Annotated in this window: 13 protein-coding genes and 1 tRNA gene; 6 read left to right on the top strand and 8 right to left on the bottom strand. The window is 66.9% G+C overall.

The window, feature by feature from the left end; translation table 11 throughout:
* Window positions 1–76: 76 nt before the first annotated feature.
* The 3 genes from AC50X6_RS04215 to AC50X6_RS04205 all read left to right on the top strand — a co-directional run bounded on the left by AC50X6_RS04215 (window position 77) and on the right by AC50X6_RS04205 (window position 2,126).
* Window positions 77–460 (top strand): nuclear transport factor 2 family protein, encoded by a 384-nt coding sequence (locus tag AC50X6_RS04215; protein ID WP_494965018.1) that lies wholly within the window; start codon window positions 77–79, stop codon window positions 458–460.
* Between the two features lie 83 nt (window positions 461–543).
* Window positions 544–1,701 (top strand): NAD(P)-dependent alcohol dehydrogenase, encoded by a 1,158-nt coding sequence (locus AC50X6_RS04210; RefSeq protein WP_494965017.1) that lies wholly within the window; start codon window positions 544–546, stop codon window positions 1,699–1,701.
* Window positions 1,698–2,126 carry an HIT family protein gene (locus tag AC50X6_RS04205; RefSeq protein ID WP_494965016.1) on the top strand — a complete coding sequence of 143 codons (429 nt, stop codon included), beginning with the start codon at window positions 1,698–1,700 and terminating at the stop codon, window positions 2,124–2,126. Before AC50X6_RS04210 ends, AC50X6_RS04205 begins: the two co-directional genes overlap by 4 nt.
* 76 nt (window positions 2,127–2,202) lie before the next feature.
* On the opposite strand, the gene hrpA is transcribed toward AC50X6_RS04205, so the two are convergent.
* Both hrpA and AC50X6_RS04195 read right to left on the bottom strand, forming a co-directional pair.
* On the bottom strand, window positions 2,203–6,225 hold the full coding sequence (hrpA, locus tag AC50X6_RS04200) for an ATP-dependent RNA helicase HrpA (RefSeq protein ID WP_494965015.1): 4,023 nt from the start codon (window positions 6,223–6,225) through the stop codon (window positions 2,203–2,205).
* A gap of 126 nt (window positions 6,226–6,351) precedes the next feature.
* Window positions 6,352–6,519: a hypothetical protein gene (locus AC50X6_RS04195; RefSeq protein ID WP_494965014.1), complete on the bottom strand. Its 168-nt coding sequence runs from the start codon at window positions 6,517–6,519 to the stop codon at window positions 6,352–6,354.
* 81 nt (window positions 6,520–6,600) lie between these two features.
* Between AC50X6_RS04195 and AC50X6_RS04190 the strand changes: the two genes are divergently transcribed.
* Window positions 6,601–7,569: a GlxA family transcriptional regulator gene (locus AC50X6_RS04190; protein ID WP_494965013.1), complete on the top strand. Its 969-nt coding sequence runs from the start codon at window positions 6,601–6,603 to the stop codon at window positions 7,567–7,569.
* Between the two features lie 8 nt (window positions 7,570–7,577).
* On the opposite strand, the gene AC50X6_RS04185 is transcribed toward AC50X6_RS04190, so the two are convergent.
* Both AC50X6_RS04185 and AC50X6_RS04180 read right to left on the bottom strand, forming a co-directional pair.
* Window positions 7,578–7,916 (bottom strand): protealysin inhibitor emfourin, encoded by a 339-nt coding sequence (locus AC50X6_RS04185; RefSeq protein WP_494965012.1) that lies wholly within the window; start codon window positions 7,914–7,916, stop codon window positions 7,578–7,580.
* A gap of 27 nt (window positions 7,917–7,943) precedes the next feature.
* Window positions 7,944–9,002, bottom strand: coding sequence for a M4 family metallopeptidase (locus AC50X6_RS04180; RefSeq protein WP_494965011.1), 1,059 nt, complete (start codon window positions 9,000–9,002; stop codon window positions 7,944–7,946).
* Between the two features lie 192 nt (window positions 9,003–9,194).
* Here AC50X6_RS04180 and AC50X6_RS04175 point away from each other — a divergent pair, with 192 nt between their 5' ends.
* Window positions 9,195–9,650, top strand: a complete 456-nt coding sequence (locus AC50X6_RS04175) for an SRPBCC family protein (RefSeq protein ID WP_494965010.1) — start codon at window positions 9,195–9,197, stop codon at window positions 9,648–9,650.
* Between the two features lie 484 nt (window positions 9,651–10,134).
* A complete protein-coding gene (locus AC50X6_RS04170; RefSeq protein ID WP_494965009.1) occupies window positions 10,135–10,686 on the top strand; it encodes a PASTA domain-containing protein in 552 nt (183 codons plus the stop codon).
* A 283-nt stretch (window positions 10,687–10,969) separates the two neighbouring features.
* Here AC50X6_RS04170 and AC50X6_RS04165 read toward each other — a convergent pair.
* The 4 genes from AC50X6_RS04165 to AC50X6_RS04150 all read right to left on the bottom strand — a co-directional run bounded on the left by AC50X6_RS04165 (window position 10,970) and on the right by AC50X6_RS04150 (window position 14,181).
* A tRNA-Arg gene (locus tag AC50X6_RS04165) sits at window positions 10,970–11,042 on the bottom strand.
* A 154-nt stretch (window positions 11,043–11,196) separates the two neighbouring features.
* Window positions 11,197–12,768 (bottom strand): FAD-dependent oxidoreductase, encoded by a 1,572-nt coding sequence (locus AC50X6_RS04160; protein WP_494965008.1) that lies wholly within the window; start codon window positions 12,766–12,768, stop codon window positions 11,197–11,199.
* A complete protein-coding gene (locus AC50X6_RS04155; protein WP_494965007.1) occupies window positions 12,765–13,688 on the bottom strand; it encodes an FAD:protein FMN transferase in 924 nt (307 codons plus the stop codon). Before AC50X6_RS04155 ends, AC50X6_RS04160 begins: the two co-directional genes overlap by 4 nt.
* 55 nt (window positions 13,689–13,743) lie before the next feature.
* Window positions 13,744–14,181, bottom strand: a complete 438-nt coding sequence (locus AC50X6_RS04150; protein ID WP_494965006.1) for an FMN-binding protein — start codon at window positions 14,179–14,181, stop codon at window positions 13,744–13,746.
* Window positions 14,182–14,294 lie beyond the last annotated feature (113 nt).

Here is a 14,294-nt window from a genome sequence, read left to right as displayed (position 1 = left end):
ATCAACTCACTTGACTTAATCAAGTGAGCGCTGGAAAGTATCAACTAGCACGCATCTCTGGCAGCTTGGAGGAACAATGTCCGCCGTAGTGACCATCGACGAATCGCCCACTCTTCGGCGCTACTACAGCATCCTCACGGGCGGTGCCGAGCCATACCGGGATGGGCGGGATCTCCTCGCATTGCTCTCGGACGACTTCGTGTTCGACGGGCCGGTTGCCGGCCGAATGGCCGGCGGCACCCGGTTCACACACGGGGTGCGAGGTTTCATTGAATCGGTCCGCGGCCTCGCGATCCTTCAGGCCGTCGTCACATCGGGCGGAGCGGCAGTGCTCTACGATGCTGAGCTCCCCAACGGAACCATTCGCTTCGCCGAGTTCTTTGACTTTGACGGCGACAAGATCCGAGAGCTCCGCATCCATTACAACGGGGCAGACTACCGCGCAAGTGGCGGCCGCTAGTCACACCCGCAAGCCGGTCCTGCCCGCTCTCTGGCGGATGCTCCTGACTGGCGATGTTGCGGCCCCGGGGGTAGCGTCGGAACATGACTCCAGGACGCCCCGTGCCGCCGCCCCTTGCCAAACCGCTCCCCGATCTCAGCACCGCGTCAGAGCCCGCTGATGGCCCCCGTTTCGCGGCCGCCGTCGGCGCGACCTCCAGCGAGAGCGGTCTGGTACCCCTGACGGTTGCGCGCCGCGCGCCGAAGGAAGACGACGTCGAGATCGCGATCGAATTTTGCGGACTGTGCCACTCGGACGTCCACGCCTCCCGTGGCGAGTGGGGCACCCAGAACTACCCGCTGGTTCCCGGCCACGAAATCGTGGGCCGCGTCGGCCGTGTCGGTTCCGCCGTGGACGACTTCGCCCCCGGTGAGCTTGTGGGCGTCGGCTGCATGGTCGATTCCTGCCGCGAATGCGAGAGCTGCCTCGATGGCCTGGAGCAGTACTGCGAAAACGGCATGACCGGAACCTACGGTGCAAAGGACCGCCGCAATGGCGACGCCACCACCCAGGGCGGCTACGCCACCTCCATCGTCGTGGACCGCCGCTACGTGCTCCGCGTCCCGGAATCCCTGGACCCGGCCGCGGCCGCGCCGCTGCTGTGCGCCGGCATCACCACGTTCTCCCCGCTGCGCCACTTCGACGTCGAGGAGGGCGACGTCGTCGGCGTCGTGGGTCTGGGCGGACTGGGTCATATGGCAGTGAAGCTGGCCAAGGCAATGGGCGCCGTGGTGTTGGTCTTCACCACCTCGGAATCCAAGGTCGCCGCAGCCCGCGAACTCGGCGCGGATGAGGTGATCCTGTCCCGCGACGGGGCAGCCATGGATGCCGCCAACCGGAGTATCGACGTCATCATCGACACTGTCGCCGCACCCCACGACCTCAACCCCTACTTCCGCACCCTGCGCGTGGACGGTGCGCTGTTCCAGCTGGGGCTTCCCTCGGAGGACATACCGCCGGTGAGCCCGGGCGCTCTGATCCGCCGCCGGATTGCTTACGCAGGCTCCCTGATCGGCGGCATCGCCGAGACCCAGGAGATGCTGGACTTCTGCGCCGAGCACGGCGTCGTCTCCGACGTCGAGGTGGTCCGCGCGGACCAGCTCAACGAGGCCTATGACCGGATGGTGGCTGGAGACGTGAAGTACCGTTTTGTCCTGGACGCCAGCACCCTGGGGTCCCCGTCGGAAAGGGCAGACGCATGAGCACACTCTTCACCAGGATCATCCGCGGCGAGATCCCCGGCCGCTTCGTGTGGCGCGAGGACGACGTGGTGGCCTTTCTCACCGTCGGCCCGCTCGCAGACGGGCATACCCTGGTGGTGCCAACCGAGGAGGTGGACCGCTGGACGGACGCCTCCCCGGCACTGCTCGCCCGGGTCATGGAGGTGGCCCGGAAGATCGGCGCCGTCCAGGTCGAGGTGTTCGACGCCGACCGGGCCGGACTCATCGTGGCCGGCTACGAAATCAACCACCTGCACGTCCACGTCTGGCCCTCCAACACCATGGCCGACTTCGACTTCGGCTCGGTGGAGAAGAACCCGGACCCGGCACGGCTTGACGCCAACGCGGCGAAGCTCCGCGAAGGTCTCCGGACCGCGGGGTTCGCGGAGCACGTCCCGGACGCCTAAACCGGACGCCTCAACCGTGCGCCTAAACGTAGGCAAAGCGCCGTGCACCGGCGCCGGCCCGGAACCCCAGCGGGTGTCAGGCCGGCGCCAGCGCCCTATTCAGCACCGCGCGGATCCGTTTCTCGGAGACCGAATAGGCGGTCCCGAGCTCGACGGCGAACAGGCTCACCCGGAGCTCCTCAATCATCCAGCGGACCTGGGTTAACTCGGCGCCGGCCCGGCGGCCGGGCAGCAGCGCCGAGACGGCGTCGTCGTGGTCGTCTTCCAGCGCCTGGACCGCCGACATCTGCTGGGCATCGCGCTGGACGTTGCTGGGAAGCTTCTCGAGGCGCTTTTCAATGGCGGCGAGGTAGCGCGGCAGCTGGCTGAGCTGGGCGTAGCCCGTGCGTGCCACAAAACCGGGGAACACCAGCTGTTCCAGCTGGCTCCTGATGTCGTTGAGGGCGCTGATCAGGGCCAGGCTGGTGGTGCCCTTGAGCTGCTTCTCGATCCGCCGCGTGCTGGCAAGGATGCGTTCGACGACGGCGGTGACGGTAAAGACCGTGTCGATCAGCTCGGCCCGGACTTTTTCGTACAGCGCGTTGAAGGACGCCTCGTCCCAGGGCAGCTCGGCAGGCGTGAGCTTGTCGATCGCGGCGAGGGCGCAGTCCGCGATCAGGGCCGTGACAGAGCCGTGCGGGTTCTGGCTGAAGGTCAGCTTCTCGGTGTTGTTCAGGTGCTCCAGGACGTAGCGGTCCGGCGGCGGAACCTTCAGTGCCAGCAGCCGGATCACGCCGCCGCGCATGGCCTGTTCCTGCTCGGAGCCGGTCTGGAAGAGCCGCAGCGCCACCGTGCCGCCCTCGTCGGCAAGCGCAGGGTAGCCGGTGACGGTATGGCCCTTGACGGTGCCCTGGACCTGGCGCTGCACGGCCCCGAAAGACCAGGCGGTGAGGCCGGATTTCTCGGCAAAACCGGTAGAAGCGGCAGGGACCGGCACCGCCGCGGGTGCGGCGTCGTTGCCTGGACCGTTGCCGGTGGCCTTTCCGGCGGCCCGCCCGCCCGCCTGTGGCGCCGTCGTCGCGGGCGTGGCGCCCAATGACTCGGCGATCGCGCGGCGGGTGGCCGGCGCCAGCCGTTCCTGCAGCGCCGGGAGGTCTTTGCCCTCGTCCAGGACCTGGCCCTGGGAATTAACCACTCGGAAGCTAACCCGCAGGTGTGACGGCACGGCGTCCCAGTTCCAGGAATTCGGCGGGATGACCTGCCCGCGGATCCGGCGCAGGACCAGCTCCAGCGACGCTTCCAGCTCGTCGGTGGCCGGGACAAAATCGGACTCAAGGGCGGCCACGGCCTGGCGCGCGACGTCCGGTGCCGGTACGAAGTTCTTGCGCACCTGCTTGGGCAGGGACTTGATCAGGGCCGTGACCAGCTCCACGCGCTGGCCCGGAATGAGCCAGCGGAAGGCGGCGTCGTCGAGCTGGTTGAGGAAAAGCACGGGGACCTCGGCGGTGACGCCGTCGGACGGATTCGGTGGCGAGCCGGGCGCCACGGGGTGGAACTCGTAGCTCAGCGGCAGCTCAAATCCCTTGTGCAGCAGGGTCTTCGGGTAGGCCGAATCGTCAAGCGCATCGGCGTCCTCGCTGATCAGCAGCGCCTGGTCGAAGTCGAGCAGCGTGGGATCCTGCTGCCGCGCATCTTTCCACCACTTGTCGAAGTGCCGTTCGGAGACGACCTCCTTGCCGATCCGGTCATCATAAAAACCGAACAGCGTCTCGTCGTCCACCAGGATGCCCCGGCGCCGCATCCGGGCCTCGAGCTCCTCGACCTCGTGGAGCAGGGCGCGGTTGCGGTGGAAGAACTTGTGGTGCGTCTGCCAGTCGCCTTCGACGAGGGCGTGCCGGATGAAGAGTTCACGGCATAGCTCCGGGTCCACCCTGCCGTAGTTGATCCGGCGGCTGGGGATGATGGGCACGCCGTAGAGCGTGACCTTCTCGTGGGCCATCACCGAGCCCATTTTCTTGGACCAGTGCGGTTCACTGTAGCTGCGCTTGAGAAGGTCCGGCGCCACCTGCTCCACCCAGAGCGGATCGAATTTCGCGGCCACCCGGGCCCAGAGCCGGCTGGTCTCGACGAGCTCCGCGGCCATCACGAACGTGGGGGATTTCTTGAACAGCGCGGAGCCCGGGAAGATCGCGAAGCGGCTGCCGCGGGCGCCGGCGTACTCACGTTTGCGCTCGTCGAGGATGCCGACGTGGCTGAGCAGGCCGGAGAGCAGGCTGATGTGGATGCCTTCGTGGAGGCCCACCGGATCGGCCAGGCGCTTGTTGTCCAGGCTGATGCCAAGCGGCCGGGCCAGCTGCCGGAGCTGGGCGAACAGGTCCTGCCACTCGCGGACGCGGACGTAATTGATGAACTCGGCACGGCAAAGCCGGCGGAACGCTGTGGAGGACAGCTCCTGCTGCTTTTCCTGGAGGTAGTTCCAGAGATTCAGGAAACCGGTGAAGTCCGAGTTCTCGTCGCGGAAACGCGCGTGCTTTTCCGCGGCGAGCTGCTGCTTGCCGGAGCCGTCGCCCTGGGGGCGTTCGCGCGGGTCCTGGATGGTGAGGGCTGCGGCCAGGATCATGACCTCGCGGACGCAGCCGCGCTTGCCGGACTCCACGATCATCCGGCCAAGCCGGGGATCCACGGGCAACTGCGCCAGCTGCTGCCCGACGGCGGTGAGCCCGCCGCCGCTTCCGCTTCGGCTTCCGCTTCCGTCGCTGTCGCCCGCCTGTCCTTGCGGGCGCGCGACGCTGAGGGCGCCGAGCTCGCGCAGGAGGGTGACGCCGTCGTTGATCGCGCGCGAATCCGGGGGCTCCACGAACGGGAAGTTTTCCACGTCTTTGGGTCCGCGGGCAACGCCCATGGCGGTCATCTGCAGGATGACGGCGGCTAGGTTGGTGCGCAGGATCTCGGGGTCGGTGAACAGCGGCCGGGACTCGAAGTCCTCCGCCGAGTAAAGCCGGATGGTGATGCCGTCGGACACGCGGCCGCAGCGGCCGGAGCGCTGGTTGGCGGAGGCCTGGGAGACCCGCTCGATCGGCAGGCGCTGGACCTTGGTGCGGTGCGAATAGCGCGAGATGCGGGCGGTGCCGGTATCGATGACGTACTTGATGCCCGGGACCGTCAGCGAGGTTTCGGCGACGTTGGTGGCCAGCACGATCCGGCGCTTGCTGCCCGGGTGGAAGACCTTGTGCTGCTCCTGCAGGCTCAACCGGGCAAAGAGTGGGAGCACCTCGGTGCCGGCGAGCCGGCGGTTGGACTGGATCCTGGCGTTGAGGGCCTCGGCGGCATCGCGGATCTCGCGTTCGCCGGAGAAGAAGATCAGGATGTCGCCGGGGGCTTCCAGCGCGAGTTCGTCGACGGCGTCGCACACGGCGTCCAGGGGGTCGCGGTCCTCCTCCAGCTCGTCGTCGGAGGCTGCGACTGTATCTTCAGCGCCATCGTCACCGGCGGTGCTGGCGCCACCGGCGGGCTGGGAGAGGGGCCGGTAGCGGATCTCGACCGGGTAAGTGCGTCCGGAGACCTCGATGATCGGGGAGGGCTCTTCCTCGCCACCGAAATGCCTGGCGAAGCGCTGAGGGTCGATGGTGGCCGAGGTGATGATGATCTTCAGGTCCGGCCGCTGCGGCAGGATCCGCTTGAGGTAGCCGAGGATGAAGTCGATGTTCAGGCTGCGCTCGTGGGCCTCGTCGATGATGATGGCGTTGTACTTGCGCAGCAGCTTGTCGCGCCGGATTTCGGCCAGCAAAATGCCGTCTGTCATGAGCTTGACCTTGGTGTTGCGGCCCACCTCGCCCGTAAACCGGACCTGGAAGCCGACCTCCTGGCCGATCTCCACGCCGAGTTCCTCCGCGATGCGCTCGGCGACCGTGCGGGCGGCGAGCCGTCGCGGCTGGGTGTGGCCGATCAGGCCGTTCTCGCCCAGACCAAGCTCCAGGCACATCTTGGGAATCTGGGTGGTCTTACCGGAGCCGGTCTCGCCGGCGATGATGGTCACCTGGTTGGCGGCGATGGCCGCCATCAGGTCCTCGCGGCGCTCGGAAACCGGCAGCTCGGCGGGGTAGGAAATATGCAGTGTCATGGCTGGAGACAGTCTACTGGGAACTGTCCCCGCGGCAGTTCCGGAACAGGGAAGTGCCCGGTCCCTGACGGGGCCGGGCATCGGGCGGTGATGGGAGGTGCAGCGCAGGCCAGTCTTCGCCGGGGCTCAGAAGATCCGGTAGGTGTAGCTGCTGCTGGGCAGGTCCAGGGCGGACCAGGAGTCCTCCGAGCGGACCGGCGGGTTGTGGCCCAGCCCGTCCTTGCGGAGCGCTGCGATGGTGGTGGCGGCGGCGGTGATGATCAGGACGATGAGGGCGATTCCGAAGAGTTCCATAGCTCCATGGTTCTCCGGTGACGGGGACAAAAGAAGTGGCAGAAATGCCCAAAAAGCTATAATTTCTGCCACAATGGAGGCATGATTAAATCAGTGGCCATGATCGTGCTCCCCAACTTCTCGATCTTCGAGTTCGCGACCGCTTTTGAGGTTTTCGGCATGGACCGCTCGGCACGGGGAACCGGCGTCCCCGCGTTTGATTTCCGGGTCTGCACCCCCGTGCCGGGCGAGGTCCCGATGAGGTCCGGACTGTCCATGCAGGTGGGGCTCGGACTGGACGCCGCGGCGGACGCGGACCTGGTCATCATGACTCCTTACGGCGGGGACAAGGACGTCCCCGAATCCGTCCTGGACGCACTGCGGGCCGCGCACGCCCGCGGGGCCTGGGTCATGTCGATCTGCACCGGTGCTTTCGCCCTGGCCCGGGCGGGCCTGCTGGACGGCCGCCGCTGCACAACGCACTGGCACTTTTCCCAGGAGCTCGCCAGCCGGTATCCCGCTGCACTGGTGGATGAGAACGTCCTCTACGTCGAGGACGGCCGGATCATCACGAGTGCGGGCACGGCGTCGGGCATTGACGCCTGCCTGCATTTGGTCCGGCTGGAATTCGGCGCCACGGTGGCGGCGAGCATCGCCCGTGACATGGTGGTTCCGCCGCACCGCGACGGCGGCCAGGCCCAGTTCATCGACCGGCCGATCCCGCCCTGCGGCTCCGAACCCATGGAGCACCTGCTGCTGTGGATGGTGCAGCACCTGGGCGAGGACCATTCCGTCAACGAGCTGGCCGCCCGCGTCCACATGTCGCCGCGGACGTTCGCCAGGCGGTTCCGCTCCGAGACAGGTGCCACCCCGGCGGCCTGGCTCAACTCCCAGCGGGTGCTTCGCGCCCAGGAACTGCTCGAGACCACGGACCTCAACATCGACGAAATCGCACGGGAAGCCGGCTTCGGGCACTCGGTGCTGCTGCGGCACCACTTCGCCAAGGTGCTGGACACCAGCCCGCAGTCCTACCGCCGCACTTTCCGCGGTCACGTGGCCGCAGCGGTCTGACCGGAAGCTCAGCCCGCTGGCCCGAGCAGTCCGTCCGACGGCGGCAGGCCTCCCGGCGCGGCGGGTGACGATTCTGCCGTGGCCCGGGCCTGGTCCACAAGGTCCCGCCACGGTCCCGTGACGGCCTGCTCCGGCAGGGTGGCCCGTCGCTGGCCGGCGCGGATGCTGTAGAGGAAGCGGTCCGGCTGGCCCGTGGCAACCGACCGGGCGTTTTTTGGGACGTCCTCCCAGGGGCAGGCCTCCACAAGCGGCTGCCAGAGCTCCCTGTCATCCGGAGGGGTCGCCAGCACGGACCAGGTCCGTTTCATGCCGGCAATCCCGCCGCTGCGCTGGACGGTGATTTTCATCTGACTGTGGTTTTCATAAGGGTTGCTTCATCGTCTGATTCCCGGGATCTTCACCTTCACAGTTTCCCACGCAGACAGGACGGCGTCATGCTCCGCGGATTCGGCGCCAAAGAGTTCCCCCGCGGACGCTGCGGTGGCTTTCGCGAAGGCGCCGAAGGTCGCATTGGGAGCCAGAGTGCCGCCCGTCAGGGTGTGATACCAGATCTGCGCCGGCGCGTCCCAGGCCTTGCCGCCCAGAGTGGTGGCAACAAGGCAAAACGCCCGGTTGGGGATCCCCGAGTTGATGTGCACGCCGCCGTAGTCGGCACTCGTGTGCACATACGTTTCCATTGAGTCCGGCTGCGGGTCCTTGCCCAGCACATCGTCGTCGTACGCCGTTCCCGGCGCCTTCATGGAGCGCAAGGCGCGGCCCTGGACCTGGTCCGTGAAGAGTCCCTCGCCGATCAGCCAGCTGGCCTCCGCCGTCGACTGCTTCTTCACATACTGCTCCACCAGAGCGCCGAACACATCGGACATGGATTCGTTCAGCGCGCCCGCCTGGTTCCGGTAGGCCAGGCCTGCCGAGTACTGGGTGACGCCGTGGGCGAGTTCGTGGCCGATCACGCTCAGGGACTTTGTGAAGCGCTGGAAAACCTGGCCGTCGCCGTCCCCGAAGACCATCTGCCGGCCGTCCCAGAATGCGTTGTCGTACAGGCGGCCGAAGTGGACCGTGGCATCAAGGTGGAGGCCGTTGCCGTCAATGGAATTCCGGCCGAACGCCCGGGCATAGAGCCGGTGGGTATGGCCCAGGCCGTCGTACGCTTCATCAGCGGCCGGGTCGCCGGTGGCCGGTTCCCCCTCTTTGCGCACCACGCTGCCGGGCAACTGCTCCGCGAACTTGGCGTCGTAGACGGTGCGCTCCGGCGGGGACGGCTTGATTTCCCGCATGCCGGGGGGAGTAACGGGACTGGGAGCCGCACGGGAGGCCTGGAAGCTCCTGACGTGCAGCAGCGCTTCCTTTGCCGCACGGGCGGCCCCGGAGAGCCGTGGTTCGCGCTGGGCAGCCAGACGGCGGAGCAGGTACGGCGGGATGATGGAACAGTACATGTGAGACCCCTTTGTGCTTCGGCGGACTCCCGGCACGGCAGGTCTCCTGGCACGGGGCCAGCCGCCCGCCGGCCGCCGGAACCCCGCTGCCGATGCAGACAGCCTACGAGCGGGCACCGACATTTGGCAGGGGTGTGCTCCTGCAATTTCCCTGAGCTGTTCCGCCGTCCCGGGCCGGACGTAAAATCACGCATGGAAAAGCTACGGTATTCGGTGAAGATCAAGGCGCCCGTGCAAGATGTTTGGACCACGATGCTGGACGATGCCAGCTACCGGGAGTGGACCGGCGTTTTCAGCAGCGGCTCCTACTATGAAGACGCCTGGGACAAGGGCGGCGAAATCCGATTCCTGGGTCCGGACGACAGGGGCTTGCACGGCGGAATGATCGCCACTGTCGAGGAGAACAAACCGCACGAACTGATCTCCCCGCGCTACACCGGCCAGATCATCGATGGTGCGGATGACACCACCAGCGACGCTTCGAAGACCTTCATTGGCACCCAAGAATCGTGCTCCTTCAGCGAGTCGGGCGGGATAACACTAGTGGACGTCGAACTTGGCAGCGAGGATGACTTGGTCGCCATGTTCAATGACGCCTGGCCCCTTGCACTGGCCAAGCTCAAGGACGTCACGGAGGCCTCGAGCTGAGCCGGCCGAAAACGCCTGCCCGTTCCCTCTGGGGTACCGAGCTTTAAGGACGAATTGTTGCACCATTGTTCATAAGGCTTTACCCGGCTGCTCCGTGAGTAGCTTGCGTTCTGGTGCCGTGTCTGGTTAGGGCGTGGCTCACCTTTGGTATTGCCTCCGCCGAGTCTCCTACGAAGTGCGCTTTCTTGGATATGTCCGTCCCAGCCGTCCGGCTTCGGTCCTGTCGGCAGCGCTGGCGGGTGCGCTGCCATCGAATGTAGGTCAGACCGGTGAAGGTGCCGGCCGGAGGGTCCGAAAGGAACTCTTTGCTCAGCGAGAAAGCACTCAGGCGGTGTTGGACCAAGGTATGCGGACTAACACGGCACCCAGGGTGCAAGCCGGAGCTTCTTTTTCGTCTCTTGTGTATTCTTCGTCGCTCCCATGGAACTGGTAGCTTGTGACCAGCGGCCCCAGTTCTGGGCACCGCATTCCGTAGGGGGATATCTTGAAGAAAACACTCGCCACAGTTATGCTTGCCGGTCTCATGCTGAGCGGCTGCAGCGGCAACCAGGTTTCCGCGAAAACACCGACGGCGTCCGCAGTCGCCGTCGCTCCGGCCGCTTCCATCACTGTCCCCGCGGTGACCGGCCTTACCCTGGACAAGGCCACGGACAAGCTAGTAGACCTTGGGCTGAAGGTGGAGGCCAAAGACATAGAGGACGACAAAATAATCCTCTCCAAAAAGAACTGGCAGGTGACTACCCAGGATCCCAAAGAGGGGGCCGGGCTCGCCAAGGGGTCCACGGTGATCTTGGGAGTCAAGCACCTCGTGAAGGAAACGCCAACGCCTACGCCTACGCCGGCCCCGGCGCAGTTCGTGGCCCCGGTAGCACCGCCGGTCGTGGTGGCACCGCCGGTCGTGGTGGCACCGCCGGCACCGCGTACCCCCGCTCCCGCGCCCCCGCAGTATGGCGGAATCATCTGCAAGGACGGCTACGCCTGGCCGGGAACGACGCGCCAGGGCGCCTGCCGCGGACATGGGGGCATCAGGAACTAGGCGGGGGACTTCTTCCGCTTCTTGTTGACTGCGGGGACGCCTTGTCCAGGACAGCCGGGATCGCAGGGCCCTGGGTACTACTTTCTCCGCTCTGGTCCCGCGCTGCCCAGTGAGCCGGCCCATGGGGAAGGACGTGGAAATCCATCACCGAGTTGGCCGACTCTGAGCCTGAGGAAGTACTACCGGCGCTTCCACCGGATCGACTACTTGCCCGGTACGATGCGCGGGTTGGCTGCCAAGCAAAAACCCCGCCGTTTCTCTGAAACGGCGGGGTTTTTGTCTGTGCCCTCGATTGGAATCGAACCAACGACCTTCTGCTCCGGAGGCAGACGCTCTATCCCCTGAGCTACGAGGGCAGTCAAGGTTCCTGCCGTTGCCGGCGGGACGTCCTAGAGCTTAGCAGGAAGGTGGCCTCCAAGGGAAAATCGACGCGCCTAGGGGGCCGACGGCGGCTGGCCCCCAGGCGCCGTCGGCCCCCAAGCGGAACAGCTCACTAGCAGGCGGAACCGCTCAGTATCCGGCGAAGGAATCAACATGGATCTTCCGCGCCCCGGCGGCGCGGGCGGCGGCGCGGAGAGATCGGACGCTGGCCGGCGAACCGGACACAAAAACCTCCCGGTCCGCGATATCGGGAACAAGGTCCTTCAGCGCCGCACTGTCGATCCGGGACCGGCCGGCGTCTTGCATAAACGCCGGCGGCGGGGAGCCGTCGCTGAGCCTGGCCACGACGCGGGTGCCGAAACGTTCGAGCTCCTCCGCGTAGGCGAGTTCCGACGCTGTCCGCGCCAGGTAAAGCAGGACCACGTCCCGCTCACTGGCCGAGCCGGTGCCCGGGCCGGTGCCCGGGCCGTCGCCGGAGCCAGCGCCGAGGTGGGCCAGGTAGGGCGTGATCCCAATGCCTGCCGCGATGAGCAGCACAGGAGCTCCTGACTTCCGGGGCAGGACAAAATCGCCGCCCACCGCAGTTCCCGTCAGTTCGTCGCCGGGTTGCAGGGACAGCAGCGTCCGCTTGGCCGAGGACAGCGGTTCGGCCGTTCCCACCCCGATTGTCAGCACCGGCGACCCGGGGGGACTGGTGAGGCTGAAGACGCGCCGCAGGCCCCTGCCGTCGGACTTTTCGTGGGGCAGGTGAAGTTCCAGGTACTGTCCGGGGCGGTACCTGACGGGACGCTCCGGGCGGAAGCTGAATTCCGTCGTCGTCGGCGTCAGCGGCCGGGAGTTCAGGAACTGGAGGCGGACCCCGCCGCGCTGGCCGGCTGCGAAGGCGAGCACGTTCCCCACCAGCAGTGCCAGCTCGGGGGCGCTGGCCACGAAACCGAAGTTGTACGGGCTCGCGAACAGCACCCCGACGACGGCGGCCAGCGCCAGCTGCTGCCACCGGCGCGGCGGCAGGGTGAGTGGTTCGGTCAGCATAAAGCCGACGAAGAACAGGACCGGACGCTGGGCGAGCGGCTGCCACAGGGCCTCGCCAAGGACCGAGCCGGTCCGCAGCAGGTCCGCGGCGACGATGGACACCGCGACCACCGTGAACACCGCAGCCATGAGCAACTTCCGGATCCGGTAGAGCACCAGCAGCACGCCGGGCAGCAGGAGCCAGAGCATCGCCGGCGTGGCGGCCCACCAGGTGGCGATGTTGAGTCCGGTCAGCCCGGTGATGAACGCGCCGGCCGCTGCCGGGTTAAATACGTGCCGGCCGCGCCACGCAAGAGCGTACTTGGACGCGGACGCCAGCACACAGGCGAGGGCAACGCCAGCAAGGTCCAGCACCTGTTGCCCCGCCGAAAACTGTGTCGGCCAGAAAAGGAAGTACAAAAGCAGGCCCGTGATGAGTGCTGACTCCGAGTGTGGACGCACCCGGAACAGGGCGGCCAGGGCGCGGTTGGACGTGTACGTCAGGCCCAGGCACAGCGCCAGATGCGCGATCATCTCCACGAGCCCGAATGTCAGCCAGCCGAGCACATTGAGCAGCATGCTGTAGGCGGCGAGCACGGCCAGGACCAGAAGTACCATCCGGTACATCGTGAACCGGCCCAGCGCCGTGTCCAGCCGCGGGCCGATGGGGGTGAAGACGGTGGCAGTCATGAGAACAGGGCCCCTTCAAAGTCGGCGGAATACTCGGCGTGTCCGTCCGAATACACGGTAAGCCAGGAGAACTCGAACTCCTCGCGCAGTTGGGCGCCGCCGACAAAAAACAGGGCGGTGGCCAGCGCATCCGCCACCATCGCTGTGGCGGCCATTGCCCAGCTGGCGACGACGGTGCGCACCGGGGCGCCGGTGGTGCCGTCCAGGACGTGGTGGAGCCCGTCGCCCCAGGCGCGCCGGTTGGCGGCGGAGGCGCAGAGCGCACCCGTTCCCAGGCTGACAATGCCGATTGCCCGGCCCGGGTCGTAGGGATGTTCCAGTGCCACCTCGACCGGCGCGGCGCCGCCGGTCTCCTGTCTGGTCTCGAGACCATTCTCCAGACCGGGGCCCGGGCCGGAGTTCAGCAGGTCCCCGCTCGCGTCGATGAAGTGTTCTTCGACGCCGCGGGCGCGGAGCTCGGCCGAGAGCAGGTCCGCCAGCTGTCCTTTTCCGGCCGCTCCGACGTCGATCACCACCGGGGCGCTGGTGGTCAGCACCGTGCCCTGCCAGTCCAGCACTGTGTCCCACGGCGGGGCCGGCAAGGGCGGCCCGCCGGCGCGCAGCGAGTACCTGGCGTCATAGCCGAGCTGTTCCAGGCTGCCGCCGATCAGCGGGGTCATGGCCCCGCCGCTGAGCCGGTACAGGGACGCGTAGATCGGACCGAGCTGGGCCGCCCCGGCGGGCAGCTCGTATCTGCCGGGCCGCCGCGACGCTTCGGCGATCAGGGAGTCCGGCCGGAAACGGGACCAGGCCGCGTCGTAGTCCGCCACGGTGGCCAGCAGCCGGCGGCGGTGCCCGTCGGCCAGGGGCGATGGTGTGGAGATTTCCCAACTGGTACCGATCCCGTCGAAGCTGAAGCCTGTCCAGCCCGGATGCGGCACGAGTCCTCCTTTGCTGCCGGCGCGGCGCGGCGGCCGCACCACTGGTTGGCGTGGGCTATTTGGCGTCGGCCTTGATCTTTTCCACGGCCTGGTTGAAGCCGCCGCCGGTCAGCGAGGACCCGGCCACCTTGGAAACCTTGATCTCATCAAGCTTCTTTCCCACGATCTGGGCCTTGATGCCGCCGGCGAACTCGCCCTGGAATTTCTTGGTGTTGGGGGTGGAGGGATGCGGGGTGATCTCCACATCTGACACGGCCCCGCTGGCCAGCGTCAGCTTGACGCCCACAGTCTCGGTGCCGTTGGGGGAGCCGTAGTTGCCGTCGGCGGCGTAGATGCCGTCCTTGTAACTGGCGGTTCCCGCTCCGGCGGAGGAAGGTGCCGGAGCGGCACTTTGGGCGGCGGGGGCCTGGGCGGGCGCGCAGCCGGCTGCGGTCCCGGCCAGGGACAGGCCGGCGATGCCGACGAGGACGCTTTTTCGAAGGGAGGCATTCATACCGCTGCTCGTTTCGTTGGCGAAGATTGGATAAGGGAGTGACTCGAGAACACTGACCTAATACGGGTACACCCATGACAACGTTGTCCTTAGCGTAATGGTTCACACGCGAT

The sequence above is a fragment of the Pseudarthrobacter sp. HLT1-7 genome (assembly GCF_059383435.1).
The sequence above is the reverse complement of the archived record's forward strand: the minus strand, read 5'-3'. Positions and strand labels throughout refer to the sequence as shown.